This is a genomic window from Duganella caerulea, assembly GCF_040362985.1.
In the GTDB taxonomy this organism is placed as follows: domain Bacteria; phylum Pseudomonadota; class Gammaproteobacteria; order Burkholderiales; family Burkholderiaceae_D; genus Rugamonas; species Rugamonas vulcania.
In genome coordinates, this window is the sequence record NZ_BPWJ01000010.1 from 110743 (window position 1) to 131894 (window position 21152).

Here is a 21152-nt window from a genome sequence, read left to right on the forward strand (position 1 = left end):
CCAACAAAGCCGCGCCAGATAGGCTAGACTTGCGCCAACATCAAAGGCCGGAGGCAGGCGTGTCAGAAGCAGTCTTGACCATCATCGATACACTGGACAGCGTGGACCCCGCGCAATGGCAGGCGCTGGCCGGCGACAATCCGACCTTGTCCCACGGCTTCCTGCACGCGCTGCACGAGACCGGCTGCGCGTCGCCCGACACCGGCTGGACGCCGCGCTACCTGGTGCTGCACCGCGACGGCGTGCTGGCCGGCGCCATGCCGCTGTACCTGAAGGATCACAGCCGGGGCGAATATGTGTTCGACCACGCCTGGGCCGACGCCTTCCACCGCAACGGCATCGACTACTACCCCAAGCTGCTGTCGGCGGTGCCGTTCACGCCGGTGACGGGCAGCCGCCTGCTGGCCCGCACGCAGGAGGACCGCCAGCTGCTGGCGCGCGCCGCGCTGCAGGTGGCGCGCCAGCTGGGCACGTCGTCGCTGCACATCCTGTTCCCCGACGCGCAGGACAAGCAGGCGCTGGCCGAGGCTGGCTACATGCTGCGCGAGGGCGTCCAGTTCCACTGGGATAATCCCGGCTATGCGGACTTCGAGGCCTTCCTGGCCAGCATGAAGATGGACAAGCGCAAGAAGATCCGCCAGGACCGCCGCCGCGTGCAGGACGCCGGCATCGTCTTCGAGCACCTGGCCGGCGCGCGGATCGGCGCCGGGGTGCTGGACTTCTTCTACCGCTGCTACGTGTCGACCTACCACGCGCACTACTCCAAGCCCTACCTGTCGAAAGCCTTCTTCGAGCGCATCCTGCGCGAGACGCCGGACAGCATGATGATGGTGCTGGCCAGGCGCGGCGACGCCCCGGTGGCGGCCGCGCTGAACCTGGTGGGCGGCGGCATCATGTACGGGCGCTACTGGGGCACGCTGGAATTCGTCTCCGGCCTGCACTTCGAAACCTGCTACGTGCAATCGATCGACTACTGCATCCGCCACGGCATCGCCCGCTTCGAGGGCGGCGCGCAGGGCGTGCACAAGATGTCGCGCGGACTGGTGCCGACGCCGACCTGGTCCGCCCACTGGGTGGCCGATCCGCGCTTCGCCGGTGCGATCGCCGACTTCCTGCGCGAGGAAACCGCGGCGATGGACGACTACATCGACGAACTGGCCGAGCACGTGCCGTTCAAGGCCGGCTGACATCACTGCGGGCTGGCCGGCGCGGTGCGGCGCTCTCCCATGCGCCGCTCGTCGTGGCCCGGCTTGGCCGCGCGCCCCGGCGTGGGCGCGTAGGCGCGGTAGGCCAGCATCAGGTACAGCAGGCCCGCCACGATGGCATAGGCGCCGACCAGCCACGCCAGCGCCAGCACGCCCATGCCGGGCAGCGTCACCAGCACCGTGCCGACCACCAGCGACACCAGGCCGCCGGCCAGCAGCAACCAGGCGCCGCCGCGCAGGTGGTTGCGCAGGCGCACGGCCAGGATGATGTCCAGCACGCCGCTGATCATGGCGTTGACGCCGATGACAATCACCACCACCAGCGCCGCCAGCAAGGGCTGCATGATGGCCACCACGCCGGCGCCCACGCTCACCAGGCCCACCAACAGCAGCAGCCACCAGTCGACCGCGTGGGTGCCGGTGGCGTGGCGCCGGTGGCGCCAGGTGCCGGCCAGGTAGATGACGCCGGCCAGCAGCGCATAGACGGCGAAGATCGCCACCAGGCCCAGCACGGTCGGCCCCGGCATCGCCAGCGCCAGCCCGCCAAACAGCAGCAACAACACGCCCCGCAGCGCCAGCATCCACCAGCTGCGCAAAACCATCGGCCTCGCATCCATGCTCACCTCCCCGTCAACCGTCGCTCACCCATGTCAGACCGGCGTGGCGGGCAAAGGGTTCCGTAAAACGCAGGTAGAATGGAAGCGTTACCTAATATCTTCGTAGGGGATGAAACCAGTTTGCTTCACAGCAATTTCAATCGAGCCTATACTCTGGGCCCGTTGTAGGGTTTTATCAAGAATGTGGCAAGCCAAGCATGAATGCAGATTTTATAAGACAGCGTGAGCGCTTCAAGACCGCGACCATGAAGCGGATCGACGTCAGCGAAGAATCCTACAGCAACGTAACCGAGCTTTTGGCGCCCATCGCCAAGCCCTTCCACGTGCGCAAGGGCGAATACCTGCAGCGCGCCGGCGTGCCGGCGACCCAGGTGCACTGGATCAGCAGCGGCGTGGTGCGCAGCGGTTTCTTCAACCGCGACGGCATCGAGGTGACGCTGCGCTTCTACCGCGAGGGCGAGTCGGCCACCACGCTGACGGACCTGATCAACGGCGAAGGCGGCCAGCCGGCGGTGCAATTCCTGGTCGCGGAAACGCCGATCCACGGCTTCACGCTGGACTGGAAGCACTCCTGCGAACTGCGCGCCCAGCACGAGGTGATGCAGCACTACCACCTCAACATCGCCATGCACGGCCTGCGGACGCTGGCGCAGCGCGCCTACACCAACGGCGAGACCTCGGCCCACGAGCGGCTGGCGGCCTTCCGCGAGGAATACCCGGGGCTGGAGGCGCGCATCTCGCAGCGGGCCATCGCATCCTACCTGGGCATCACGCCGCAATACATGTCGCGGCTGCGGCGCGAGGCCGAGGCGGCCAGCGGCGCGCCGCGCGGATAAAAAAAAGCCCCTTGCGGGGCTTTTCCATTGGCGGCGCTGATTAGGCGATGCCGTTTTCTTTCTTGTACGCTGCGACGCCGCTCAGGATCTCGGCTTTCGCTTCTTCCGGGCCGTACCAGCCGTCGATCTTGACCCATTTGCCTTTTTCCAGGTCTTTGTAGTGCTCGAAGAAGTGCTGGATCTGGCGCAGGCGCAGTTCGTTCAGGTCTTCCGGCTTCTGCCAGTGGCTGTAGATCGACAGTACCTTGTCGACCGGCACGGCCAGGACTTTGGCGTCTTCACCGGCTTCGTCGGTCATTTTCAGCACGCCGACAGGACGGCAGCGCACGACCACGCCCGGGATCAGCGGGAACGGGGTGATGACCAGCACATCGACCGGGTCGCCGTCGGCGGACAGGGTGTTCGGCACGTAACCGTAGTTGCATGGGTAGTGCATGGCGGTGCCCATGAAGCGGTCGACGAAGATCGCGCCCGATTCCTTGTCAACTTCATACTTGATCGGATCGGCGTTCATCGGGATTTCGATGATGACGTTGAAATCGTTCGGCAGATCGCGGCCGGAAGATACTTTATTCAAGCTCATGGGGGTTTCCTCGTAAGTGCTGGCAAATGTTTAACCGCGTAATTATAGCGAAGTACAGCCCGCTTGTGCGGCGCAGCACCGCAAAACAGTCCCCCGGACGCCACGGCGCCGTGAGCATGCTCAATGGCAACACGCTCTTCAGGGGGCTGCTTGAGCGCCGCCCTCGTGCAGACGGGCTATCGCGGCTTTTCGCGCCGATCGACAGACGTCTGCCAACAACCATTCGTTGCTGCCGGGAAGGCGCAGCCATATGGCTTTCCATGCATTGCGGTTGCCGCTGCCGTGCAGGTTCGCGAAGCACGATGGCGATACCGTGTGCCCTTCATACTTGATTTCCGCTCCCTCCACTGTGGCGAAATAGGGCTGGCTGCCGAAGCTGGCGCGCAGCCTTGTGCCCTCGGGAAGAAAGACCTGCTTCCATTGGTAGCCCGTCTCGGTTGTCGCGGCAGGCTGCTGCGAGGGGGGCGGTGGGGGATTGATGTAGTTGCGGATAGCTTCGATAACGAAGGGCTCCTGCGCCAGCGAATCCGACCAGAAATTGCCGGTGAATTCGCCCAGCTCAACCAGCACATCGTCAGGGACGCGGATCGGGAACTGGAGGTTGTACGTGGGCTTGATTTTGGGCGAGGTAGGCATGGGGGGCTCTCTAAAATCGGGTTTTACTAAGCGCTGCTAACCACTACTGACCTGTACTATCCAGCGCTATCACTTACTAAAAATGCCGGATCGCATGCTAATCACTACTAAATTTTCGGCCTGTATTCGTTAGAGGCGATTAGCGGCTTTTAGTTCCGAAAATAGCGCGGAGTCGTACGAAATATCGATGGTTAGTATCGGGTAGTAGTGGTTAGCGGGTTTTAGTAAAAGCCGAAAAAACACCCCCCGCCCTGTACATACCCGAGCTGCGGCCAATAAAAATTCGCAGCGAATTACTCGGCCGGTTTCACGACAATCTTGTTACTCCCTGCCGCAAGGCCACTGGCCTAAAGTTGTCCTGCAGCGCCAATTCGAGGCGCATCCACAGGAGCCAACCATGACCAGTACCGAAACCTTGAACCATGCCGTCGTCTCGCCGGCCGAATGGCTACGGCAACGCCAGAACCTGCTGGCGCGCGAGAAGGAATTGACCCATATGCGCGACCAGGTCGCCCGCGAACGCCGGGCCTTGCCGTGGGTGCGCGTCGAGAAAAACTATGTGTTCGACACGCCGCAAGGCCGGCGCTCGCTGGCCGATCTGTTCGAAGGCCGGCGCCAGCTGGTGGTGCAGCACTTCATGTTCACGCCCGGCGCCGAACAGGGCTGCAGCCACTGTTCCTACATGGCGGACCATACCGACGGCGCCCTCGCCCACCTGGCGCAGCGCGACGTGACCTTCGTGGCCATCTCCCGCGCGGCGCTGGGGGACATCGAGCGCTTCCGCCATCGCATGGGCTGGCGCTTCAACTGGGTGTCGTCCGGCGAAGGCGATTTCAACTACGACTTCCACGTCAGCTTCCGTCCCGAGGAGCTGGCCAACGGCGAAATCTATTACAACTACCAGCGCCAGCCGATTAAAAACCCCGACATGCCGGGCGTTAGCGTGTTCTACAAGGACGACGACGGCGTGGTCTACCACAGCTACTCGACCTACGGCCGTGGCGTGGAGGTGATGATGCACACCTATAACTTCCTCGACCTGACCCCGCTGGGCCGCCACGAGGACGCCCTGCCCTACACAATGGCATGGGTGCGCCACCACGACCGTTACGAAGCCGCCCCAGTTGCGGCTGCGTGCTGTCATGTGGCGGCATAACCATAACCAGGCGCTGCAGGCCGTGACGCCCATCGCGGCCGGCCACGTCGCCTCGGCCGCCTTGATGACGGCCCTCCACGGCGCCGGCCTGATGCTGGCGCCGATGCTGGTTCCGCTGTGCGGCAGCGACGGCACCGTGCGCGAGGTGGCCCTGGCCGGTTCGCAGACGCTGGTGCTGGCGGCCGCCGGCATGCACGCGGCGGCGATGCTGGGCATGACCGCCGCCGTTAACGCACTGCTGAAAAGGTTCTACACAGCGCCGTGAGCGGACTCAATAGCAAAACCCGGAAGCCCGCCTAAACTGAGGATCTATCTTCCGAGAGTCAAGGAGAGATAATCATGTTCATCGCCTCTACCATCGCAATAATTGTCGGGCTGGGCGTTTCGATCTGGGTGTATCTTGAGACCGGAAAACCTGGCTCCGAAAACCAGGCGGAAGATCATCCGTCCGAAAAATAAAAACCCGTCGCGAGGACGGGTTCTTTTTTAGAGGATGGTGGCCAGCGCGCATTGGCGGTAGTGGCTGGCCGCTTCTTCCGGCTGGGCCAGCGCTTCGTGCATCTGCGCCAGCTTCAGGTGCGATTCGCGCACCATGCGCGGATCGGCCGCATCCGACAAAGCCTGCTCCAGGTAGCGCTGCGCCTTGCCCCACAACTTCTGCTTCAGGCACAGGGAACCCAGCGTCAGCGCCAGCTCGGCGTCGGTCGGACGCGCGTGGATCCAGTTCTCGCAATGCTCGATCTGCATCAGCAGCGCGGCCGAGCCGGCCGGAGCGGCGGCTTCGCGGTAGGCCCGCACCACGCGGTCGTCCCAGTCGGCGGCCAGCGATTCCTCGGCCACCAGGCGCGCCTCGTCGTGCAGCCCGCGCGCGTTGAGCGCGGTGGCGGCGCGACAGGCCACATAAGGCTTGATGCGGTCGGCGTTCGGCACGGTGGCCCATACACGCTGCAACGATTCGGCGTCGTGCGCGCTGTCGGACAGCATGTCGTCGTAGGCCAGCTCGCGCAGGCGCGACGACAGCGCCGGATGCAGCGCGCGATGCTTGTCCAGCGAACGCACCAGGCGCAGCACCTCGGGCCAGTTCTTGGCCTGCTGGTGCGCCTTCAGCGACCATTGCAGCGCGTGGATGTGGCGGGTGCCGCTGGCGTTGAGCTCCTGCACCGCCGCCAGCGCCTGCTCCGGCTGGTGGTCGTCGACCAGCAGTTCGGTCATCGTCATCAGGCGCGCGGTTTTCATCGCGTTGTCGTCGGCCAGCTTGGCCAGCCAGTTGTCGCGGCGGGCGCTCTGGCGCATGCGGTGCGCGGCGCGCGCGCCGATCAGCGAGGCCACGCCGGCGTTTTCCGGCAGCTCCGAGGCGCGCATCGCGGCCTTCTCGGCATGGCCGAAGCGGCCTTCGAACAGGGCCTTGAGCGCTTCGCGCAGACCCTTGTTGCCGTCACGCTCGCGCTTGCGCTGGCGGTAGGCGGCGACCTTGCCCGGCATCTTGACGGTGGCGCGGAAGGCGCGGATCACCACGTACAGGAAGGCGAACAGCGCCACCTCCAGCACCACGAAGAAGTTCAGCGACAGGTCGATCCGGTGCGGCGGGTAGAACAGCACCACGTTGCCCGGGTTGAAACGCGCCGTCACGGCGATACCGATGGCCGCGGCCATCAAAGCGACTATCCAGAGAAATAAACGCATGACTATGGCTTCGCTTTGTAGTTGCGCACAGCGTTCAGGCTGTCCGACAGGGTCGGCATCTCGATCGCCAGGTTGTTGCTCTGCACCTGGCGCAGCAGCATCTGCACGGTCTGCGTCGACTTGGCGCGCACGTCAAAATACTTGACCAGCGCTTCCTGCGCCGCGATCAGGTCGGCGCGGAAGGCCGCCTCGTTGCGCGACAACAGCGCCATGCGCGCGTTCAGCAGGCGCAGCTTGAGGTTCTCGCGCAGGAAGTAGGCCTGCGTCGGCGACAGCATCAGCGCGTCCGGCGTGGTCACGGTGCGTACGCGGATCAGCTGGCGCACATCGGTCCACATCTCGGTGCTCCAGCCGCTCCAGGCGTCCTGCATGGCTTGCAGCCACGGGCTGGTCTGCTCGACCGGCTCAGGCTTGCCGCCCTTGCCCACGGCCGGCTTGGTCTTGGCCTTCTTTTCCGGCGGCGCCGGCAGCGTCGGCTGTTCGTCCGACAGCATCGGCAGCGTGTCGATCTGCGCGATCACGTTGTCCAGGCGCAGCGCCATGCCCACCGAGTCCACGCTTGGCAGGGCCTTGAGCTTTTCGGTGTCCTTGGCGATGGCGCGGCGGATGGTGATGAATTGCGGCTTGTCCGAACGCGACAGGCTGCGGTCGGCGTTCTGCAGCGCGATCAGCGCGCCCGGCACGTTGCCGGCCAGTTGCAGCTGCTGGCTGGCGGTCGACAGCACTTGCTCAATCTCGGTCAGCGCCCACTCGTCGCGGTTCTTGGACAGGTCCTGGTACAGCTGCTCCAGCGCCAGTTGCTGGCTCTGCGCTTCCTGCTGCTTGCTCTCCAACAGGGCGACTTTGCCTTGCAGCTCCTTGCTGGTCTCCTGCACGGCGCGCGCCAGGGTGCCGGTCTCGGCGTTGCTGGCGTCACCCTTTTGCAGGCGGCGCGCCATTTCCTCGCGCAGGTTGCGCACCTGGTTGTGCGAGGACCAGGTCTGGCCGGCCAGCAAAATGGCCAGCACGACGATACCGACCAGCAGCATTTGCGGCTGTTGCACGGTTTCGAGCAGGCTCGGCTCGGGCTGCGGCTTGGCCGCGGGCGGAGTCTCGGCGGCGGCGCCGGCGGAGACGACAGGATCGGGTAAGGTAGGCAAATCGTTCATAGGCGTGATTGTAACGCGGCCAGCAGGCGTTCGTCGCCTGATCCGGTGAGCGTCAGTCGGGAAAAGCCCAAATTGTTTGCCGTTTCGGCAATTCGGGCGTGCGGAATGATCAAATGCTGCTGTTGCATCGCCGCAACACTGTTCTGCTGCGTTGCATCAGGGTGTTCCGCGTCCAGCTGGGCCAGCAGCGCGCACAGGCCGCGCAGGGCCTCGGAGCTGGTGATGATCCAGTCGTTTTGCTGCGCCAGCAAATCGCGCAAGGTGGCCGCCAGCGCCGGCGTCAGGCGCGGCACCGAGCGGCGGTAGGCCGGCACCACGTCGACCACCGCGCCGGCCGCGCGCAGGCCGTCGGCCATCAGCTCGCGGCCGCTTTCGCCGCGCACGATCAGCACCGGCTGGCCCCGCAGGGCCGCCAGGTCCAGCGTTTGCAGCAGGTGTTCGGAGTCGCTGTGGGCGCTGTCGGCCGGGCTGACGATGTCGGCCGTGTCGGGCGTGATGCCGTGCGCGGCCAGCGCGGCGCGGCTGCCCTCCCCCAGCACCGCCAGCTGGACGCCGGCCGGCCACTGTTGAATATGGGCGAAGGCGGCGTCGATGGCGTTGGGCGAGACGAAGGCCACCAGTTTATAGCCCGGCTGCGGCGCGCACAGCCGCGCCAGCGCGGCCAGCAGCGCGGCCGGCTCGGGCAGGGGTTCGATTTCCAGCAGCGGCAGCAGTTCCACCCGGCGGCCCAGCGCGGCGATGCGCGCCGCCAGCGGGCGGGCTTGCGCCAAGGGACGGGTGATGACGACGGCGCCGGTCATCCCCGGGTCAGGCGCCGGACGGGCCGCCGGCCAGCGTGGCCGAACGGGCGTCGGCCTCGGACTGGGCCGCTTCACTCAGGCACGAGGCCAGGATGTCGACCGCGTCCTGCGCGCGCAGCAGCGCGGCGACCTGCTCGCCCAGCGCTTCCGGCTCGGCCGCGGCGCCGCGCACCTCGGCGCTGGCCATGCGCACGCCGTCCGGCGTGGCGACCATGGCGCGCAGGTGCATCTGGCCGTCTTCCACCGTGGCGTAGGCGGCCAGCGGCACCTGGCAGCTGCCGCCAAACACCTTGGACACCTTGCGCTCGGCCGTGACGGCTTGCGCGGTGGCTTCGTGGTTCAGCGGCGCCAGCAGCGCCATCAGGTCGACGCCGCCCACGGCCTTGCGTTCGGGGATTTCAATCGCCATCGCGCCCTGGCCGGCGGCAGGCAGGCTGTCGGCCGGATCCAGCAGCGCGCGGATGCGCCCGGGCAGGCCCAGGCGCTTGAGGCCGGCGGCGGCCAAGATGATGGCCGCGTAGTCGCCGCGGTCCAGCTTGCCCAGGCGGGTGTCGAGGTTGCCCCGTAGGGGCTTGATCACCAGGTGCGGGTAGCGCGCCGCGATCAGCGACTGGCGGCGCAGGCTGCTGGTGCCGACCACGGCGCCGGCCGGCAAGGCGGCCAGCGAGTCGTAATCGTTGGAAACAAAGGCGTCGCGCGGGTCTTCGCGCTCCAGCACGGCGGCCAGGGCGAAGCCTTCCGGCAACTCCATCGGCACGTCCTTGAGCGAGTGCACGGCCAGGTCGGCGCGGCCCTCGGCCATGGCGACCTCCAGTTCCTTGACGAACAGGCCCTTGCCGCCGACCTTGGACAGGGTGCGATCAAGAATTTGGTCGCCTTTTGTCGACATTCCTACAATTTTAATATCGCACTGCGGATATAATAAAGTCAAGCGAGCCCGAACATGCTCGGCCTGCCACATGGCAAGCCGGCTTTCACGCGAAGCGATCACCAAGGTGGACGGAGGATTTTGTAGTAATTCCGATATTTTCACAACCAGTTCTTTCGCTGTAGCTGACGCTGACCGGCGCAGGCCAGTACCACGTGCGTGTTTAAGATCACAAATTTTATCATGCTCACCTTCTTGCAGAACCGGGCCACAAGCCTTTGCACCGACTTTTCACATCTTTGCGGCTTATCTCATGGCAAACCAATCTAGTGCAACGAACGATCAAACGGCTGAACAACCTGGCGCGGACAAAGACGCGCCACTCAAAGAAGACATCCGACTGTTAGGTCGCCTGCTGGGCGACGTACTGCGCGACCAGGAGGGCGAGGAAGTCTACGCCGTGGTCGAAACCATCCGCCAGACGGCGGTGCGCTTCCGCCGCGAGGCCGACGCCGGCGCGGCCAAGGAACTGGACGGCATGCTGAAGATCCTCACGCGCGAGCAGACCATCTCGGTGGTGCGCGCGTTCTCCTACTTCTCGCACCTGGCCAATATCGCGGAAGACCAGCACCACATCCGCCGCCGCCGCGCCCACCTGCTGGGCGGCTCGAAGCCGCAGCAAGGCAGCGTCAACTTCGCCCTGTGCAAGCTCAAGGAAGCCGGCGTCAGCCAGGAAACCGTCAGCACCTTCTTCCAGGACGCGCTGATCGCGCCGGTGCTGACCGCCCACCCGACCGAAGTGCAGCGCAAGTCCATTCTTGACGCGGAACACGATATCGCCCGCCTGCTGGCCGAGCGCGACCTGCCGCTCACGCCCAAGGAACAGGCGGCCAATATGCACCTGCTGCGCGCCCGCATCGCCACGCTGTGGCAGACCCGCATGCTGCGCTACTCCAAGCTGACCGTGGCCGACGAGATCGAAAACGCCCTGTCCTACTACCGCATCACCTTCCTGCGCGAGCTGCCGGGCCTGTACGACGACATCGAGTCCGACATCGCCGCGCACTACGGCGATGGCGGCGAGGCCAAGGCCATCACCGCGCCCTACGTGCAGATGGGCAGCTGGATCGGCGGCGACCGCGACGGCAACCCCAACGTCAACGGCGGCACCATGGAACACGCGCTGACGCGCCAGGCCACCACCATCCTCGACTTCTACCTGGAGGAGGCGCACCTGCTGGGCGCCGAACTGTCGGTGTCGACGCTGATGATCGCCTGCAGCCCGCAGCTGCAGGCGCTGGCCGACCAGTCGCCGGACACCTCCGACCACCGCGCCGACGAGCCCTACCGCCGCGCGCTGATCGGCATCTACGCCCGCCTGGCCAGCACCGCCCGCGCGCTGGGCGCGACCAACATCCTGCGCAAGGAAGTGGGCCACGCCGAACCATACGCCACGGCGGCCGAGTTCTCGGCCGACCTGCAGGTGCTGGTGGACTCGCTCAACGCCAACCACGGCGCCGTGCTGGTGCAGCCGCGCCTGTCGACCCTGAAGCGCGCGGCCGACATCTTCGGCTTCCACCTGGCCTCGCTGGACATGCGCCAGTCGTCCGACATCCACGAGCGCGTGCTGGGCGAGCTGTTCGCCAAGGCCGGCGGCCAGGCCGACTATTCGTCGCTGGACGAGGACGCCAAGGTGGCGCTGCTGCTGAGCGAGCTGGCTCAACCGCGCCTGCTGTACTCGCCGTACATCGCCTACTCGGCCGAGACCGACTCCGAGCTGGGCGTGCTGCGCGCGGCGCGCCAGATCCGCGCGCTGTACGGCGCGCGCGCCATCCGCAACTACATCATCTCGCACACCGAGACCGTGTCCGACCTGCTGGAAGTGCTGCTGCTGCAAAAGGAGATGGGCCTGCTGCGCATCGCCGAACAGGAGCTGGACCTGATGGTGATCCCCCTGTTCGAAACCATCCCCGACCTGCAGCGCGCGGCCGGCATCATGGAAGCCGTGATGGCGATCCCGCTGGTCAAGGCGCTGATCGCGCGCCAGGGCCAGATCCAGGAAGTCATGCTGGGCTATTCGGACTCCAACAAGGACGGCGGCTTCCTCACCTCCAACTGGGAGCTGTACAAGGCCGAGACCCACCTGGTCACCGTGTTTGAAAAGGCCGGCGTCAAGCTGCGCCTGTTCCACGGCCGGGGCGGCACGGTCGGCCGCGGCGGCGGTCCGTCGTACGAGGCCATCCTGGCGCAGCCGCACGGCACCGTCAACGGCCAGATCCGCCTGACCGAGCAGGGCGAGATCATCGCCTCCAAGTTCTCCAACAAGGACATCGGCCGCCGCAACCTGGAGCTGCTGGTGGCCGCCACGCTGGAGGCCAGCCTGATGCCGCAGTCGGCCGACGGCGCCCACCTGACCCAGCTGCGCCAGTTCGAGGCCGTGATGGCCGAGATCTCCGACCGCGCCTACAAGGCCTACCGCAACCTGGTCTACGAGACCCCGGGCTTCACCGACTACTTCTTCGCCGCCACGCCGATCGCCGAGATCGCCGAGCTGAACCTCGGTTCGCGCCCGGCCTCGCGCAAGTCGACCAAGCGCATCGAGGACCTGCGGGCGATTCCATGGGGCTTCTCGTGGGGCCAGTGCCGCCTGCTGCTGCCGGGCTGGTACGGCTTCGGCAGCGCCATCGGCGCCTGGATCGCCGACGGCCCGCGCGACGAGCGCCTGGCCCAGCTGCAGGCCATGTTCCGCCAGTGGCCGTTCTTCGCCACGCTGCTGTCGAACATGGACATGGTGCTGGCCAAGACCGACCTGGCGATCGCCTCGCGCTACGCCGAGCTGGTGCAGGACAAGGAACTGCGCGAGCGCATCTTCAAGCGCATCACCGAGGAACACGCGAACACGCTGAACATCCTGCAAAGCATCACCGGCGCCAGCGAGCGCCTGGCCGGCAACCCCTTGCTGGCGCGCTCGATCCAGAACCGCTTCGCCTACCTCGATCCGCTGAACCACCTGCAGGTCGAGCTGATCAAGCGCCACCGCGCGCTGTCGAGCGAGCCGGGCAAGGCTGACGAGCGGGTGCACCGCGGCATCCACCTGTCGATCAACGGCGTCGCGGCCGGCCTGCGCAACACCGGCTAAGCCACCGCACGCCAAACAACGCCCCGCGCCGCAAGGTCCGGGGCGTTTTTGTTAAAAAATGAAAAAAAACCTACCACCTGTCATCAACCAGCCAAACAGTGATGGTTTTCAGCATCGCGATACTTGGGATTCTTCCCGAAAAGTGTATGGATTTGCAGACACACCGCACGAAAATCCTGAGGCAACTTGCAAGCTTTAAGTAGAATTAATCACACCCGATCGACAAGTTGAAACGGTATAAATGATATCCGCCGGCGCCAAAAGCGCGGAGCGGAACGAAGCGGCAAGATCTGACCCGGAGGATACACATGAAGTTGAGCACCCGTCGCCCGCTGCATCCGTCTGGCCCCTCTCCGGCCCACCCAGCGCTCTGGCTCTAGAGCCCCCCAATCTCCGAATTCCCCCGATTTCACGCGTGCCGGCAAGGTACGCGTTGGAAGCGTGCGCGCCGCGCCTGGCTGCTGTCCTGCGTGGCGACGCACAAAACAGATCGTCCCCCAGGACGACTTTACGCAGTTGAACCTTGTGGCACACCCTGACGACACACCTTTTGGAGAGACAACATGACATTCAGCCGCAAACTGACCATGCTGGCAGCCTGCCTGGCCTGTGTAACCGCCGCGCACGCCGGCGCCATCAAAGAAGACAAGGACTCCCTGTTCAAACCGACCGGCAAGGGCTGGGGCGAGCTCGACCTTGATTCGATGAGCCATCCCGAGCGCGCCGCCACGCTGAAGGCCCAACGCAGCGCCAACCTGACCTATCAGGGCGGCCCGGTCATGGTGGCGCCGACCAAGGTCTACTACATCTGGTACGGCTCGGCCTGGGACAGCGCGTCGCAGAACGTGCTCAACAATATCGCCTCGCACATCGGCGGCTCGCCCTACTTCAACATCAACACCACCTACTACAACGCCAGCAACACCCACGTGGTCAACCAGGTGACACTGGCCGGCAGCACCAGCAACTCCGGCACGCTGGGCAGCAAGCTGACCGACGCCAACATCCAGACCGTGGTGACCAGCGCCATCAGCTCCGGCGCGCTGCCGCTGGATTCCAACGCGGTGTACTTCGTGATGACCGACAAGAACACCACCGCCACCTCGGGCTTCTGCACCCAGTACTGCGGCTGGCACACCAACACCAACTTCAACGGCCAGAACATCAAGTACGCCTTTGTCGGCAATCCGGAAACCCAGTGCGCGTCGGCGTGCGGCGCCACGTCGCCGAGCCCGAACAACACGCCGGGCGCGGACGCCATGGCCAGCATCTTCTCGCATGAACTGGAAGAGGCGGTCACCGACCCGGACGGCAACGCCTGGTACTCGACGCAAAGCGGCATGGAGAACGGCGACAAGTGCGCATGGAACTTCGGCACCACCGCCACCGCTTCGAACGGCGCCAAGTACAACCAGACCTTCGGCACCATGAAGTATCTGATCCAGCAAAACTGGGTGCTGCAGCCTAGCCAGGCGTGCGCGCAGCACTATCCGTAATACAATCAGTCTGAACTGATCCAGCCGCCGCAGGGCATCGCGGCGGCGTCCCTTTCACTGGAACGTTCATGCAAAAGACATCGATAATCGGGCTGGCCTTGCTGGCCCTGGCACAGACCGTGGCGCAGGCCGCGCCGCCGCGCACCGTGCCGACCGTCACCCGCACGGTACAACTGTTCAGCACCCTGGAAAACGACTGGCTGGACGCGGTGCACAACCGCGACGCCGAGGCCGTGAAAAAAATCGTCGCCGACGAATTCGAACTGCGCAGCGCCGCCGTGCCCGGCCGTCCCACCGCGCGCGCGGAATGGCAGCAGCAGGCGTTTGCCGCGCCGGCGCTGGAATCGAACATCGAACAAATGGCGGTGCACGAATACGGCGAGCTGGCGGTGGTCAGCTTCATGTGGAAAATCGCCGCGCCGAAAAACAGCGCGCTGCCCAGCCAGGTGTTTGTGGTCGACACCTGGAAACAGGTGGACGGGGCGTGGAAGGTGCTCACCCGCTACGCCGCCACCGTGGACGGCGCCAGCAAGGCGGTGCCGGGCTCCGACCTGGCCGCGCCGGCGATCAACAAGAAATACTGAAGCCGGCCATGACGACATCCCTGCACCGGGAACGCTACTGGCTGGGCGCCGCCGTCCTGGCCGGCGTGGCGCTGGTGTGGTACTGGCCGACGAGCGACAGCCCGGCCGTGCAGGTGCCGCCAGCCGCCGCGTCGGCGCCGCACGACACCTTCGGCCTCGCCAGATGGAACAACGGCCCGCGCCAGCCAAGCGAACTGCCGCTGGACGATCAGCTCGCGCCCTCCTCGCTGTCGACCGACGCCAGCGGCAACCTGGTGGTGGATGCGCCGCTGCGGGTACTGTTCGAATTCTTCCTGGTGCGCGGCGACGGCGCCGACCTCGATGCGCGCGCCGCGCAACTGCGCACGCATCTGGAGCGGCAAGTCAGCGGTGCCGCAGGCGAACAGGCCAGGACGCTGGCCACCCGCTACACGGCCTACATGCGCGCGCATGACGAGCTGCTGGCAGGCCAGCGCATCGCCCTGGCCGCCGGGTCCGCCCCCACGCCGCAGCAAGTGGAGCAGTTGGCGACGTGGCAGCAGCAGCGCGCGCGCCTGCGCCAGAGCACGTTCGGGCCGGCCATCGCCAGCCGCTGGTTTGGCGCCGATGACGCCGAACTGGCGCAAGCAGTGGCCGACCTGCGCGCGCGCGCCAACGCGGGCGCGGGCGCCGCCACCGGCAACGAAGCCGAACCCGATTCCAACACCTTGCGCGAGCGCCGCCTGCATGACGCCACGTGGGAGGCGGCACGCGACACCGACACCGGCGAACTGCTGGCCCGCGCCACGCAAAGCTACGAATCCGCCGCCGGCGAGGAGCGCGATTGGCGCGCGCTCTACCTGCGCTACCGCGCCGACGCCGCCCTGCTGACCGCCACCGCCGGCACCGACGCCCGCCGCCGCCAGCTGGAAGCACTGCAAGCGCGGATCTTCCCCAACGAGCGCGAACGCATCCGCGCACGCGCCAGCGGCATCGAATAACTCCACTCAACAGGAACGCGACGCATGAAGCAAACCACCGCGCTGCTGCTGGCAGCCAGCCTCCTGGCCCTGCCCGCCGCCAACGCCGAAACACCAGCGGAAGCCCGCATCAAAGCCCTGATCACGCCCCGCCTGGGCGTCAACATCAAAGTCGACTCGGTGACCAAGACGCCATACGGCGGACTGTACGAAATCAGCACCAACGGCGACATCTTCTACACCGATGAAAGCGCGCGCTACCTGTTCGTCGGCAAGGTGGTCGACACCGCCAACAACTACCAGGACCTGACGCGGGCCCGGGCCGACCAGCTGGCCGCGATCCATTTCTCCGAGCTGCCGCTGGAGACCGCCATCAAGACCGTCAAGGGCAACGGCAAGCGCGTGATGGCGGTGTTCGAGGATCCCAACTGCCCGTACTGCCGCAAGCTGCACCAGACGCTGGAAGGCATCGACAACGTCACCATCTACACCTTCCTGCTGAACATCCTGTCGGACGACTCGGCGGTCAAATCCAAGGACATCTGGTGCGCGGCCAACCGCGCCCAGTCCTGGCACGACTGGATCGTCAACGCCAAGCCCGCACCGGCCGCGCCGGCCGCCTGCCCGACACCCAACGAGCAAGTCCTCGCGCTGGGCAAGAAACTGCACGTGGCAGGCACGCCGACCATCTACTTCAGCGACGGCACCCGCACCGGCACCGCGTTCGACAAGCAGGCACTGGAGGCCAAGCTGGACGCGACGGCCAGGTAGGCCGGCTTAATTATTTCCTTAAAGATTGGTCAATCTGGCAAAAAAGGCATTAGAATATAACAACATTCACTACCTTGGATTGCCATGACAAACCTGATCGACTCGTTGGGAAAATCGGAAATTGACAGCATGTTCAACCGTATCAAGACTGAGATCGGCAACGCCGCGCCCGACGGCGAGCTGCACGCGCTGATCGCCGCCATGCCGGCGGCCCTGTTCATCAAGGATGCGCAATCGCGCGTGCTGCTGATGAACCCGGCCTGCGAAGCGCTGTGGGGCATCCCCTTCGAAGCCATGCGTGGCAACGACGGCGCAGCCTTCTTCCCGGCCGAGCAAACCGCCTATTTCCTCAAGCACGACCGCATCGCCTTCGACAGCGGCGAGTACACCGTCTACGAGGAAGACCTGTGGCACGCCGGCCTGGGCCAAAACCGCCGCCTGGAAACCCACAAGCAAGCCACCTACGACGAGCAGGGCCAGCCCAAAATGCTGATCGCCATGTGCGTCGACATCACCGATCGCAAACGGACTGAAGGCTAGCAGCAAAATAGCATTAGAATGTGAACATCGGACCACTGCCTACGCCGTCATGAAAAACCTGATCGAATCGCTGGGAAAATCGGATATTGAAAGCATGCTCAGCCGGGTTCAGGGCGACGGCGTGGCCGCGGCACCGGACGGCGATCTGCATCAGCTGGTGAGCGCCATGCCGCTGGCCCTGTTCATCAAGGACGCGCAATCGAATGTCCTGCTGATGAACCCGGCCTGCGAGGCGCTGTGGGGCATCCCCTTCGAGGCCATGCGCGGCAACGAGGGCGCCGCCTTTTTCCCGCCCGAGCAGGTCGCCTACTTCCTCGAACACGACCGCATGGCCTTTGAAAGCGGCAAGCACGTCGTCTACGAGGAGGAGCTGTGGCACGCCGGCCTCGGCGAAAACCGCTGGCTGCAAACCCACAAGCAACCCATCTACGACAAGCAGGGCCGGCCCAAGATGCTGATCGCCATGTGCGTCGACATCACCGACCGCAAGCGCGCGGAGAGCAGGCTGACCTCGTCCCTGCACGAGTTGCGCACCCTGTCCCACCACCAGCACACGGCCAAGGAAAGCGAACGCCGCCGCATCGCCCAGGACGTGCACGACGACCTGGCGCAAAACCTGCTGGCGCTCAAGCTGGACGTGACCGCCCTGCACAACCGCACCCGCGCGCGCCAGCCGCTGCTGCACCAGCGCGCCACGCTGGCGCTGAGCACGCTGGACGCCAGCATCCTCGCGGTGCGCGAACTGATCAACGAACTGCATCCGCGCACGCTGGAGCTGGGCCTGTCGGCCGCGATCGAATGGCAGATGCAGCAACTGGAGCGGCGCCACGGCCTGAGCTGCCGGCTGGAGCTGCTGGAAGACAGCGCGACGCTGGACCAGCGCCAGGTCACCGGCATCTACGGCATCGTGCTGACGGCGCTGGGCTATCTGTGCGACCAGGCCGGCACCCGCAGCGTACAGGCCACGCTCAACCTGCGGCCGCAGCAGCTGTCGATCATCGTCAGCGGCGACGGCCTGACCGAGCCGCAGTCGCCACGCGGCGCGCTCGACCTGGGCGCCATCCGCGCCCGCCTGGCGGACTTCGGCGGCGAGCTGGCGGTGGCGCAATTGCCCGGCGCCGGCACCGTGCTGCGCATGAACCTGCCGGCCACCATCCCGGTACCCTGACATCCGCCCGCCTCTCCCGATGAGCTTTAGCCCGCGCCGCGCCTGGCTGCTGGCCGCCGTGCTGCTGCTGGCGTCGCGCCCGGCCGCCGCTGCGGAACATGCGCGCCTGCTGAGCGACTACAGCCATCACGCCTGGACCGCCGCCGAGGGCGCGCCGGCGCAGATCCAGGCCATCACCCAGACCCCGGACGGCTGGCTGTGGCTGTCGACGCCGAACGGCCTGTACCGCTTCGACGGCCTCAACTTCGAACGGCGCGAGCAGGTCGGCGGCCGGAAGCTGCAGTCGACCATCGTGCTGCCGCTGTACACGGCGCCCGACGGCGCGCTGTGGGTCGGCTACCGCTTCGGCGGCGCCAGCGTGTTCAAGGACGGCCAGGTGCGCCACTACGGCGCCGCCGACGGCTTCCCGCCCGGCGCCACCTACAGCTTCGCGCGCGCGCCGGACGGCGCCATGTGGGCCACCAGCGCCGGCGGACTGGCCCGGCTCGACGGCGGCCGCTGGCGCCGCGTCGGCCCCGACAGCGGCTTCAATCCCGGCGCCCGCTCGGTGTGGCAGGTGCTGTTCGACCGCGACGGCACGCAGTGGGTGTCGAGCGACCGCGCGATCTACTACCGCCGCCAGGGCGACAGCCGCTACCACGTGGCCAGCCCGGCCAACATTCCGCTGTCGTCGATGGCGGCGGGGCCGGACGGCACCGTCTGGGCCTCCAACGGCAACGACGCCAACTACAAGCTGTCGCAGCGCGCGCCCGACGGCAAGCCGCCGTCCCACCCCGACCTGCCCGGCAGCGGCATGTGGTTCGACCGCGCCGGCACCATGTGGCTGCTGAGCGAGGACCGGGTCGAGCGCATGCTGCCGGACGTGTTCCCCGATCCGCGCCAGCGCATCACGCGCGAGCAGGGCTTGAGCGGCCTGAATCCGCAAACCTTTTTCGAGGACCGCGACGGCAACGTCTGGATCGGCACCGTCAACGGCCTGGACCAGTTCCGCCGCAACCGCGTGGTCCCGCTGCCGAGCGACCTGGACATCGCCACGCCGGCGCTGCGGGCCGACGCCGGCGGCAAGGTGCGGATCGGCGGCTTCAGCGCCGGCTCCTGGCTGGCCGACGCCGCCGGCACGCGGTACGAGCACACGACGCGCTCCTTCCTGTCGTCCACCACCGGCCGCGACGGCCGCCCGGCGCTCGGCACCGAGCACGGCATCTGGCTGCCCGGCCCCAACGGCGGCACGCTGATCGCGCCGCCGTCCGACACGCTGCGCGACGCGCCGATGATGCGCGCGCTGGCCCAGGACGGCGGCGGCGACTGGTGGGCCAGCTACCTGAACCTGGGCCTCTACCGCCACCACGACGGCGCCTGGCGCCACGTCGACGATGCGCGGCTGCCGGACGCGCGCGTGCTGTCGATGTGGCCGGACCAGCGCGGCCGCGTCTGGATCGGCTACCAGGGCAACCGCATCGCTGTCGTCGACGGCGCCGCCGTCACGGTGCTGGGCGCGGCGCAGGGCCTGGCGATCGGCAACGTGCTAAGCGCGGCCGAGCGCAACGGCCACCTGTGGGTGGCGGGCGAACTGGGCGCGGCGCTGTGGGACGGCAAGCGCTTCGTGCCGCTGCAGGCGGCCGACGGCCACGCGCTGCGCGGCATCAGCGGCGTGGTGGAGACGGCCGGCGGCGAGCTGTGGCTGCACGGCCATGACGGCGCCTTCCGCATCCCCGCCGCGCAGCTGCGCCGCTTCGTCACTGACGGCGCAGCGGTCGATTACGAACTGCTGGGCGTGGACGACGGGCTGACCGGCGCGGTCCAGCCGACCGGGCCGTTCCCGTCGATGGTGGAGGCCAGCGACGGCAAGCTCTGGCTGTCGAGCCACAGCGGCGTCATGCTGATATCGCCCGGCCAGATCGGCCGCGACACCATGCCGCCGCCGGTGGAAGTGCGCGCAGTCGAGAGCGGTGGCCGGGCCTATGCGCCGGACGCGCCGCTGACGCTGCCGCAAGGCGCGAACAATCTGCACCTGACGTTCAGCGCGCTGGGCCTGTCGATGCCGGGGCGGATCGCCTTCCGCTACCGGCTCGAGGGCGTGGACCGCGACTGGCAGCCGGCCGGCAACCGGCGCGAGGCGTTCTACACCAATCTGGAGCCGGGCCAGTACCGCTTCCAGGTCATCGCCGCCAACAAGGACGGCGTCTGGAACACCGAGGGCGCCGCGCTGCCGGTGACGATCCCGCCGACCTTCGTGCAAAGCCTGTGGTTCAAGCTGATCTGCGCGGCGGCGGTGGCGGCGGCGCTGGTGGCGGCTTGGCGCTGGCGGCTGGCGCAGATGGCGCGCCTGATCGAGGCGCGCCACATCGAGCGCCTGAGCGAGCGCGAACGCATCGCCCGCGCGCTGCACGACACCTTCCTGCAGGAGGCGCAGGGCACCATTTTAATGATGCAGCTGGCGATGGAACAGGTGCCGCCCGCGTTGCCGGCGCGCGCCGCCATGGAGCGCGGCATCGGCTACATCGAGCAGGCGCTGGTCGAGGGCCGCGACGAGGTGCGCGGCCTGCGCTCGCCGCTGCGCGACAACGAGACGCTGGGCGAGTCGCTGGAGCGCTTCGGCCAGCGGCTGGCGGCTGGACTTTCGGCCAGTTTCCGGCTCGATCAAAAAGGCGCACCATACACCCTGCCCGTCATCACCGCCGACGAGGTGTTCGCCATCGGCCGCGAGGCCATCTGCAACGCCTTCCGCCACGCGCAGGCCAACGCCATCGAAGTGGAGCTGGACTACGGCACCGAACGGCTGACGCTGCAGGTCAGCGACAACGGCAAGGGCATCGCGGCGGAGACGCTGGCGCAAGGCGGCCGCAGTGGCCATTGGGGCCTGGTCGGCATGCGCGAGCGGGCCGAGCGCATCGGCGCGAAGTTGGAGCTGGGCAACCGGGATGAAGGCGGCGCGTTTGTGCGCCTGTCCTTGCCCACTATGTACGCCAGCGCATAGACGGCGC

19 protein-coding genes are annotated in these 21152 nt (G+C 66.7%); 12 read left to right on the forward strand and 7 right to left on the reverse strand.

Going from position 1 to position 21152, the window contains the following annotated elements; all coding sequences use genetic code 11:
* Positions 1-59: 59 nt before the first annotated feature.
* On the forward strand, positions 60-1187 hold the full coding sequence (locus ACUJB0_RS26145; RefSeq protein ID WP_444847788.1) for a GNAT family N-acetyltransferase: 1128 nt from the start codon (positions 60-62) through the stop codon (positions 1185-1187).
* Between the two features lie 2 nt (positions 1188-1189).
* Here ACUJB0_RS26145 and ACUJB0_RS26150 read toward each other — a convergent pair whose 3' ends face one another.
* Positions 1190-1822: an HdeD family acid-resistance protein gene (locus ACUJB0_RS26150; RefSeq protein WP_444847789.1), complete on the reverse strand. Its 633-nt coding sequence runs from the start codon at positions 1820-1822 to the stop codon at positions 1190-1192.
* A gap of 245 nt (positions 1823-2067) precedes the next feature.
* Between ACUJB0_RS26150 and ACUJB0_RS26155 the strand changes: the two genes are divergently transcribed.
* Positions 2068-2658 carry a Crp/Fnr family transcriptional regulator gene (locus tag ACUJB0_RS26155; protein ID WP_161090862.1) on the forward strand — a complete coding sequence of 197 codons (591 nt, stop codon included), beginning with the start codon at positions 2068-2070 and terminating at the stop codon, positions 2656-2658.
* A 40-nt stretch (positions 2659-2698) separates the two neighbouring features.
* Here ACUJB0_RS26155 and ppa read toward each other — a convergent pair whose 3' ends face one another.
* Positions 2699-3241 (reverse strand): inorganic diphosphatase, encoded by a 543-nt coding sequence (gene ppa, locus ACUJB0_RS26160; protein WP_117009736.1) that lies wholly within the window; start codon positions 3239-3241, stop codon positions 2699-2701.
* A gap of 138 nt (positions 3242-3379) precedes the next feature.
* Positions 3380-3877: a hypothetical protein gene (locus ACUJB0_RS26165; RefSeq protein WP_444847790.1), complete on the reverse strand. Its 498-nt coding sequence runs from the start codon at positions 3875-3877 to the stop codon at positions 3380-3382.
* Positions 3878-4274: 397 nt separating this feature from the next.
* Here ACUJB0_RS26165 and ACUJB0_RS26170 point away from each other — a divergent pair, with 397 nt between their 5' ends.
* Both ACUJB0_RS26170 and ACUJB0_RS26175 read left to right on the forward strand, forming a co-directional pair.
* Positions 4275-5033, forward strand: a complete 759-nt coding sequence (locus tag ACUJB0_RS26170; protein ID WP_444847791.1) for a DUF899 domain-containing protein — start codon at positions 4275-4277, stop codon at positions 5031-5033.
* Positions 5020-5298, forward strand: coding sequence for a hypothetical protein (locus tag ACUJB0_RS26175; protein ID WP_444847792.1), 279 nt, complete (start codon positions 5020-5022; stop codon positions 5296-5298). Before ACUJB0_RS26170 ends, ACUJB0_RS26175 begins: the two co-directional genes overlap by 14 nt.
* Positions 5299-5519: 221 nt before the next feature.
* Here ACUJB0_RS26175 and ACUJB0_RS26180 read toward each other — a convergent pair whose 3' ends face one another.
* The 4 genes from ACUJB0_RS26180 to hemC are packed head-to-tail and all read right to left on the reverse strand — an operon-like array spanning position 5520 to position 9697.
* Positions 5520-6716 (reverse strand): heme biosynthesis protein HemY, encoded by a 1197-nt coding sequence (locus ACUJB0_RS26180; RefSeq protein WP_444847793.1) that lies wholly within the window; start codon positions 6714-6716, stop codon positions 5520-5522.
* 2 nt (positions 6717-6718) lie between these two features.
* Positions 6719-7864 carry a uroporphyrinogen-III C-methyltransferase gene (locus tag ACUJB0_RS26185; RefSeq protein WP_444847794.1) on the reverse strand — a complete coding sequence of 382 codons (1146 nt, stop codon included), beginning with the start codon at positions 7862-7864 and terminating at the stop codon, positions 6719-6721.
* Positions 7861-8664, reverse strand: a complete 804-nt coding sequence (locus tag ACUJB0_RS26190) for a uroporphyrinogen-III synthase (RefSeq protein WP_444847795.1) — start codon at positions 8662-8664, stop codon at positions 7861-7863. Before ACUJB0_RS26190 ends, ACUJB0_RS26185 begins: the two co-directional genes overlap by 4 nt.
* Positions 8665-8671: 7 nt before the next feature.
* Positions 8672-9697: a hydroxymethylbilane synthase gene (gene hemC / locus ACUJB0_RS26195; protein ID WP_444847796.1), complete on the reverse strand. Its 1026-nt coding sequence runs from the start codon at positions 9695-9697 to the stop codon at positions 8672-8674.
* A gap of 148 nt (positions 9698-9845) precedes the next feature.
* On the opposite strand from hemC, the gene ppc reads away from it, so the two are divergent.
* The 8 genes from ppc to ACUJB0_RS26235 all read left to right on the forward strand — a co-directional run bounded on the left by ppc (position 9846) and on the right by ACUJB0_RS26235 (position 21145).
* Positions 9846-12671: a phosphoenolpyruvate carboxylase gene (gene ppc / locus ACUJB0_RS26200; protein ID WP_444847797.1), complete on the forward strand. Its 2826-nt coding sequence runs from the start codon at positions 9846-9848 to the stop codon at positions 12669-12671.
* Positions 12672-13234: 563 nt separating this feature from the next.
* Entirely contained in the window at positions 13235-14167 is a 933-nt protein-coding gene (locus ACUJB0_RS26205; RefSeq protein ID WP_444847798.1) for a hypothetical protein, read from the forward strand.
* 68 nt (positions 14168-14235) lie between these two features.
* The gene (locus ACUJB0_RS26210; RefSeq protein ID WP_444847799.1) at positions 14236-14751 is read left to right on the forward strand and encodes a nuclear transport factor 2 family protein; all 516 of its coding nucleotides are present in this window, start codon (positions 14236-14238) and stop codon (positions 14749-14751) included.
* An 8-nt stretch (positions 14752-14759) separates the two neighbouring features.
* On the forward strand, positions 14760-15710 hold the full coding sequence (locus ACUJB0_RS26215) for a lipase secretion chaperone (RefSeq protein WP_444847800.1): 951 nt from the start codon (positions 14760-14762) through the stop codon (positions 15708-15710).
* 24 nt (positions 15711-15734) lie between these two features.
* Positions 15735-16460 carry a DsbC family protein gene (locus ACUJB0_RS26220; protein WP_444847801.1) on the forward strand — a complete coding sequence of 242 codons (726 nt, stop codon included), beginning with the start codon at positions 15735-15737 and terminating at the stop codon, positions 16458-16460.
* Between the two features lie 129 nt (positions 16461-16589).
* Complete coding sequence (locus tag ACUJB0_RS26225; protein ID WP_444847802.1) at positions 16590-17000, forward strand: PAS domain-containing protein; 411 nt, start codon at positions 16590-16592, stop codon at positions 16998-17000.
* A gap of 49 nt (positions 17001-17049) precedes the next feature.
* Positions 17050-18168, forward strand: a complete 1119-nt coding sequence (locus ACUJB0_RS26230; protein WP_444847803.1) for a PAS domain-containing sensor histidine kinase — start codon at positions 17050-17052, stop codon at positions 18166-18168.
* A 19-nt stretch (positions 18169-18187) separates the two neighbouring features.
* Positions 18188-21145, forward strand: coding sequence for a sensor histidine kinase (locus tag ACUJB0_RS26235; protein WP_444847804.1), 2958 nt, complete (start codon positions 18188-18190; stop codon positions 21143-21145).
* Positions 21146-21152: the final 7 nt, after the last annotated feature.

Excerpts from the sequence above, each read along its gene's own strand:
- ACUJB0_RS26165 (WP_444847790.1), bottom strand. The coding sequence starts at position 3,877 with ATGCCTACCTCGCCCAAAATCAAGCCCACGTACAACCTCCAGTTCCCG.
- ACUJB0_RS26175 (WP_444847792.1), top strand. The coding sequence starts at position 5,020 with ATGTGGCGGCATAACCATAACCAGGCGCTGCAGGCCGTGACGCCCATC.
- ACUJB0_RS26215 (WP_444847800.1), top strand. The coding sequence starts at position 14,760 with ATGACGACATCCCTGCACCGGGAACGCTACTGGCTGGGCGCCGCCGTC.
- ACUJB0_RS26150 (WP_444847789.1), bottom strand. The coding sequence starts at position 1,822 with ATGGATGCGAGGCCGATGGTTTTGCGCAGCTGGTGGATGCTGGCGCTG.
- ACUJB0_RS26190 (WP_444847795.1), bottom strand. The coding sequence starts at position 8,664 with ATGACCGGCGCCGTCGTCATCACCCGTCCCTTGGCGCAAGCCCGCCCG.
- ACUJB0_RS26225 (WP_444847802.1), top strand. The coding sequence starts at position 16,590 with ATGTTCAACCGTATCAAGACTGAGATCGGCAACGCCGCGCCCGACGGC.
- ACUJB0_RS26185 (WP_444847794.1), bottom strand. The coding sequence starts at position 7,864 with ATGAACGATTTGCCTACCTTACCCGATCCTGTCGTCTCCGCCGGCGCC.
- ACUJB0_RS26235 (WP_444847804.1), top strand. The coding sequence starts at position 18,188 with ATGAGCTTTAGCCCGCGCCGCGCCTGGCTGCTGGCCGCCGTGCTGCTG.
- ppc (WP_444847797.1), top strand. The coding sequence starts at position 9,846 with ATGGCAAACCAATCTAGTGCAACGAACGATCAAACGGCTGAACAACCT.
- ACUJB0_RS26230 (WP_444847803.1), top strand. The coding sequence starts at position 17,050 with ATGAAAAACCTGATCGAATCGCTGGGAAAATCGGATATTGAAAGCATG.
- ACUJB0_RS26180 (WP_444847793.1), bottom strand. The coding sequence starts at position 6,716 with ATGCGTTTATTTCTCTGGATAGTCGCTTTGATGGCCGCGGCCATCGGT.
- ACUJB0_RS26220 (WP_444847801.1), top strand. The coding sequence starts at position 15,735 with ATGAAGCAAACCACCGCGCTGCTGCTGGCAGCCAGCCTCCTGGCCCTG.
- ACUJB0_RS26210 (WP_444847799.1), top strand. The coding sequence starts at position 14,236 with ATGCAAAAGACATCGATAATCGGGCTGGCCTTGCTGGCCCTGGCACAG.
- ppa (WP_117009736.1), bottom strand. The coding sequence starts at position 3,241 with ATGAGCTTGAATAAAGTATCTTCCGGCCGCGATCTGCCGAACGATTTC.
- ACUJB0_RS26170 (WP_444847791.1), top strand. The coding sequence starts at position 4,275 with ATGACCAGTACCGAAACCTTGAACCATGCCGTCGTCTCGCCGGCCGAA.
- ACUJB0_RS26205 (WP_444847798.1), top strand. The coding sequence starts at position 13,235 with ATGACATTCAGCCGCAAACTGACCATGCTGGCAGCCTGCCTGGCCTGT.
- ACUJB0_RS26155 (WP_161090862.1), top strand. The coding sequence starts at position 2,068 with ATGAAGCGGATCGACGTCAGCGAAGAATCCTACAGCAACGTAACCGAG.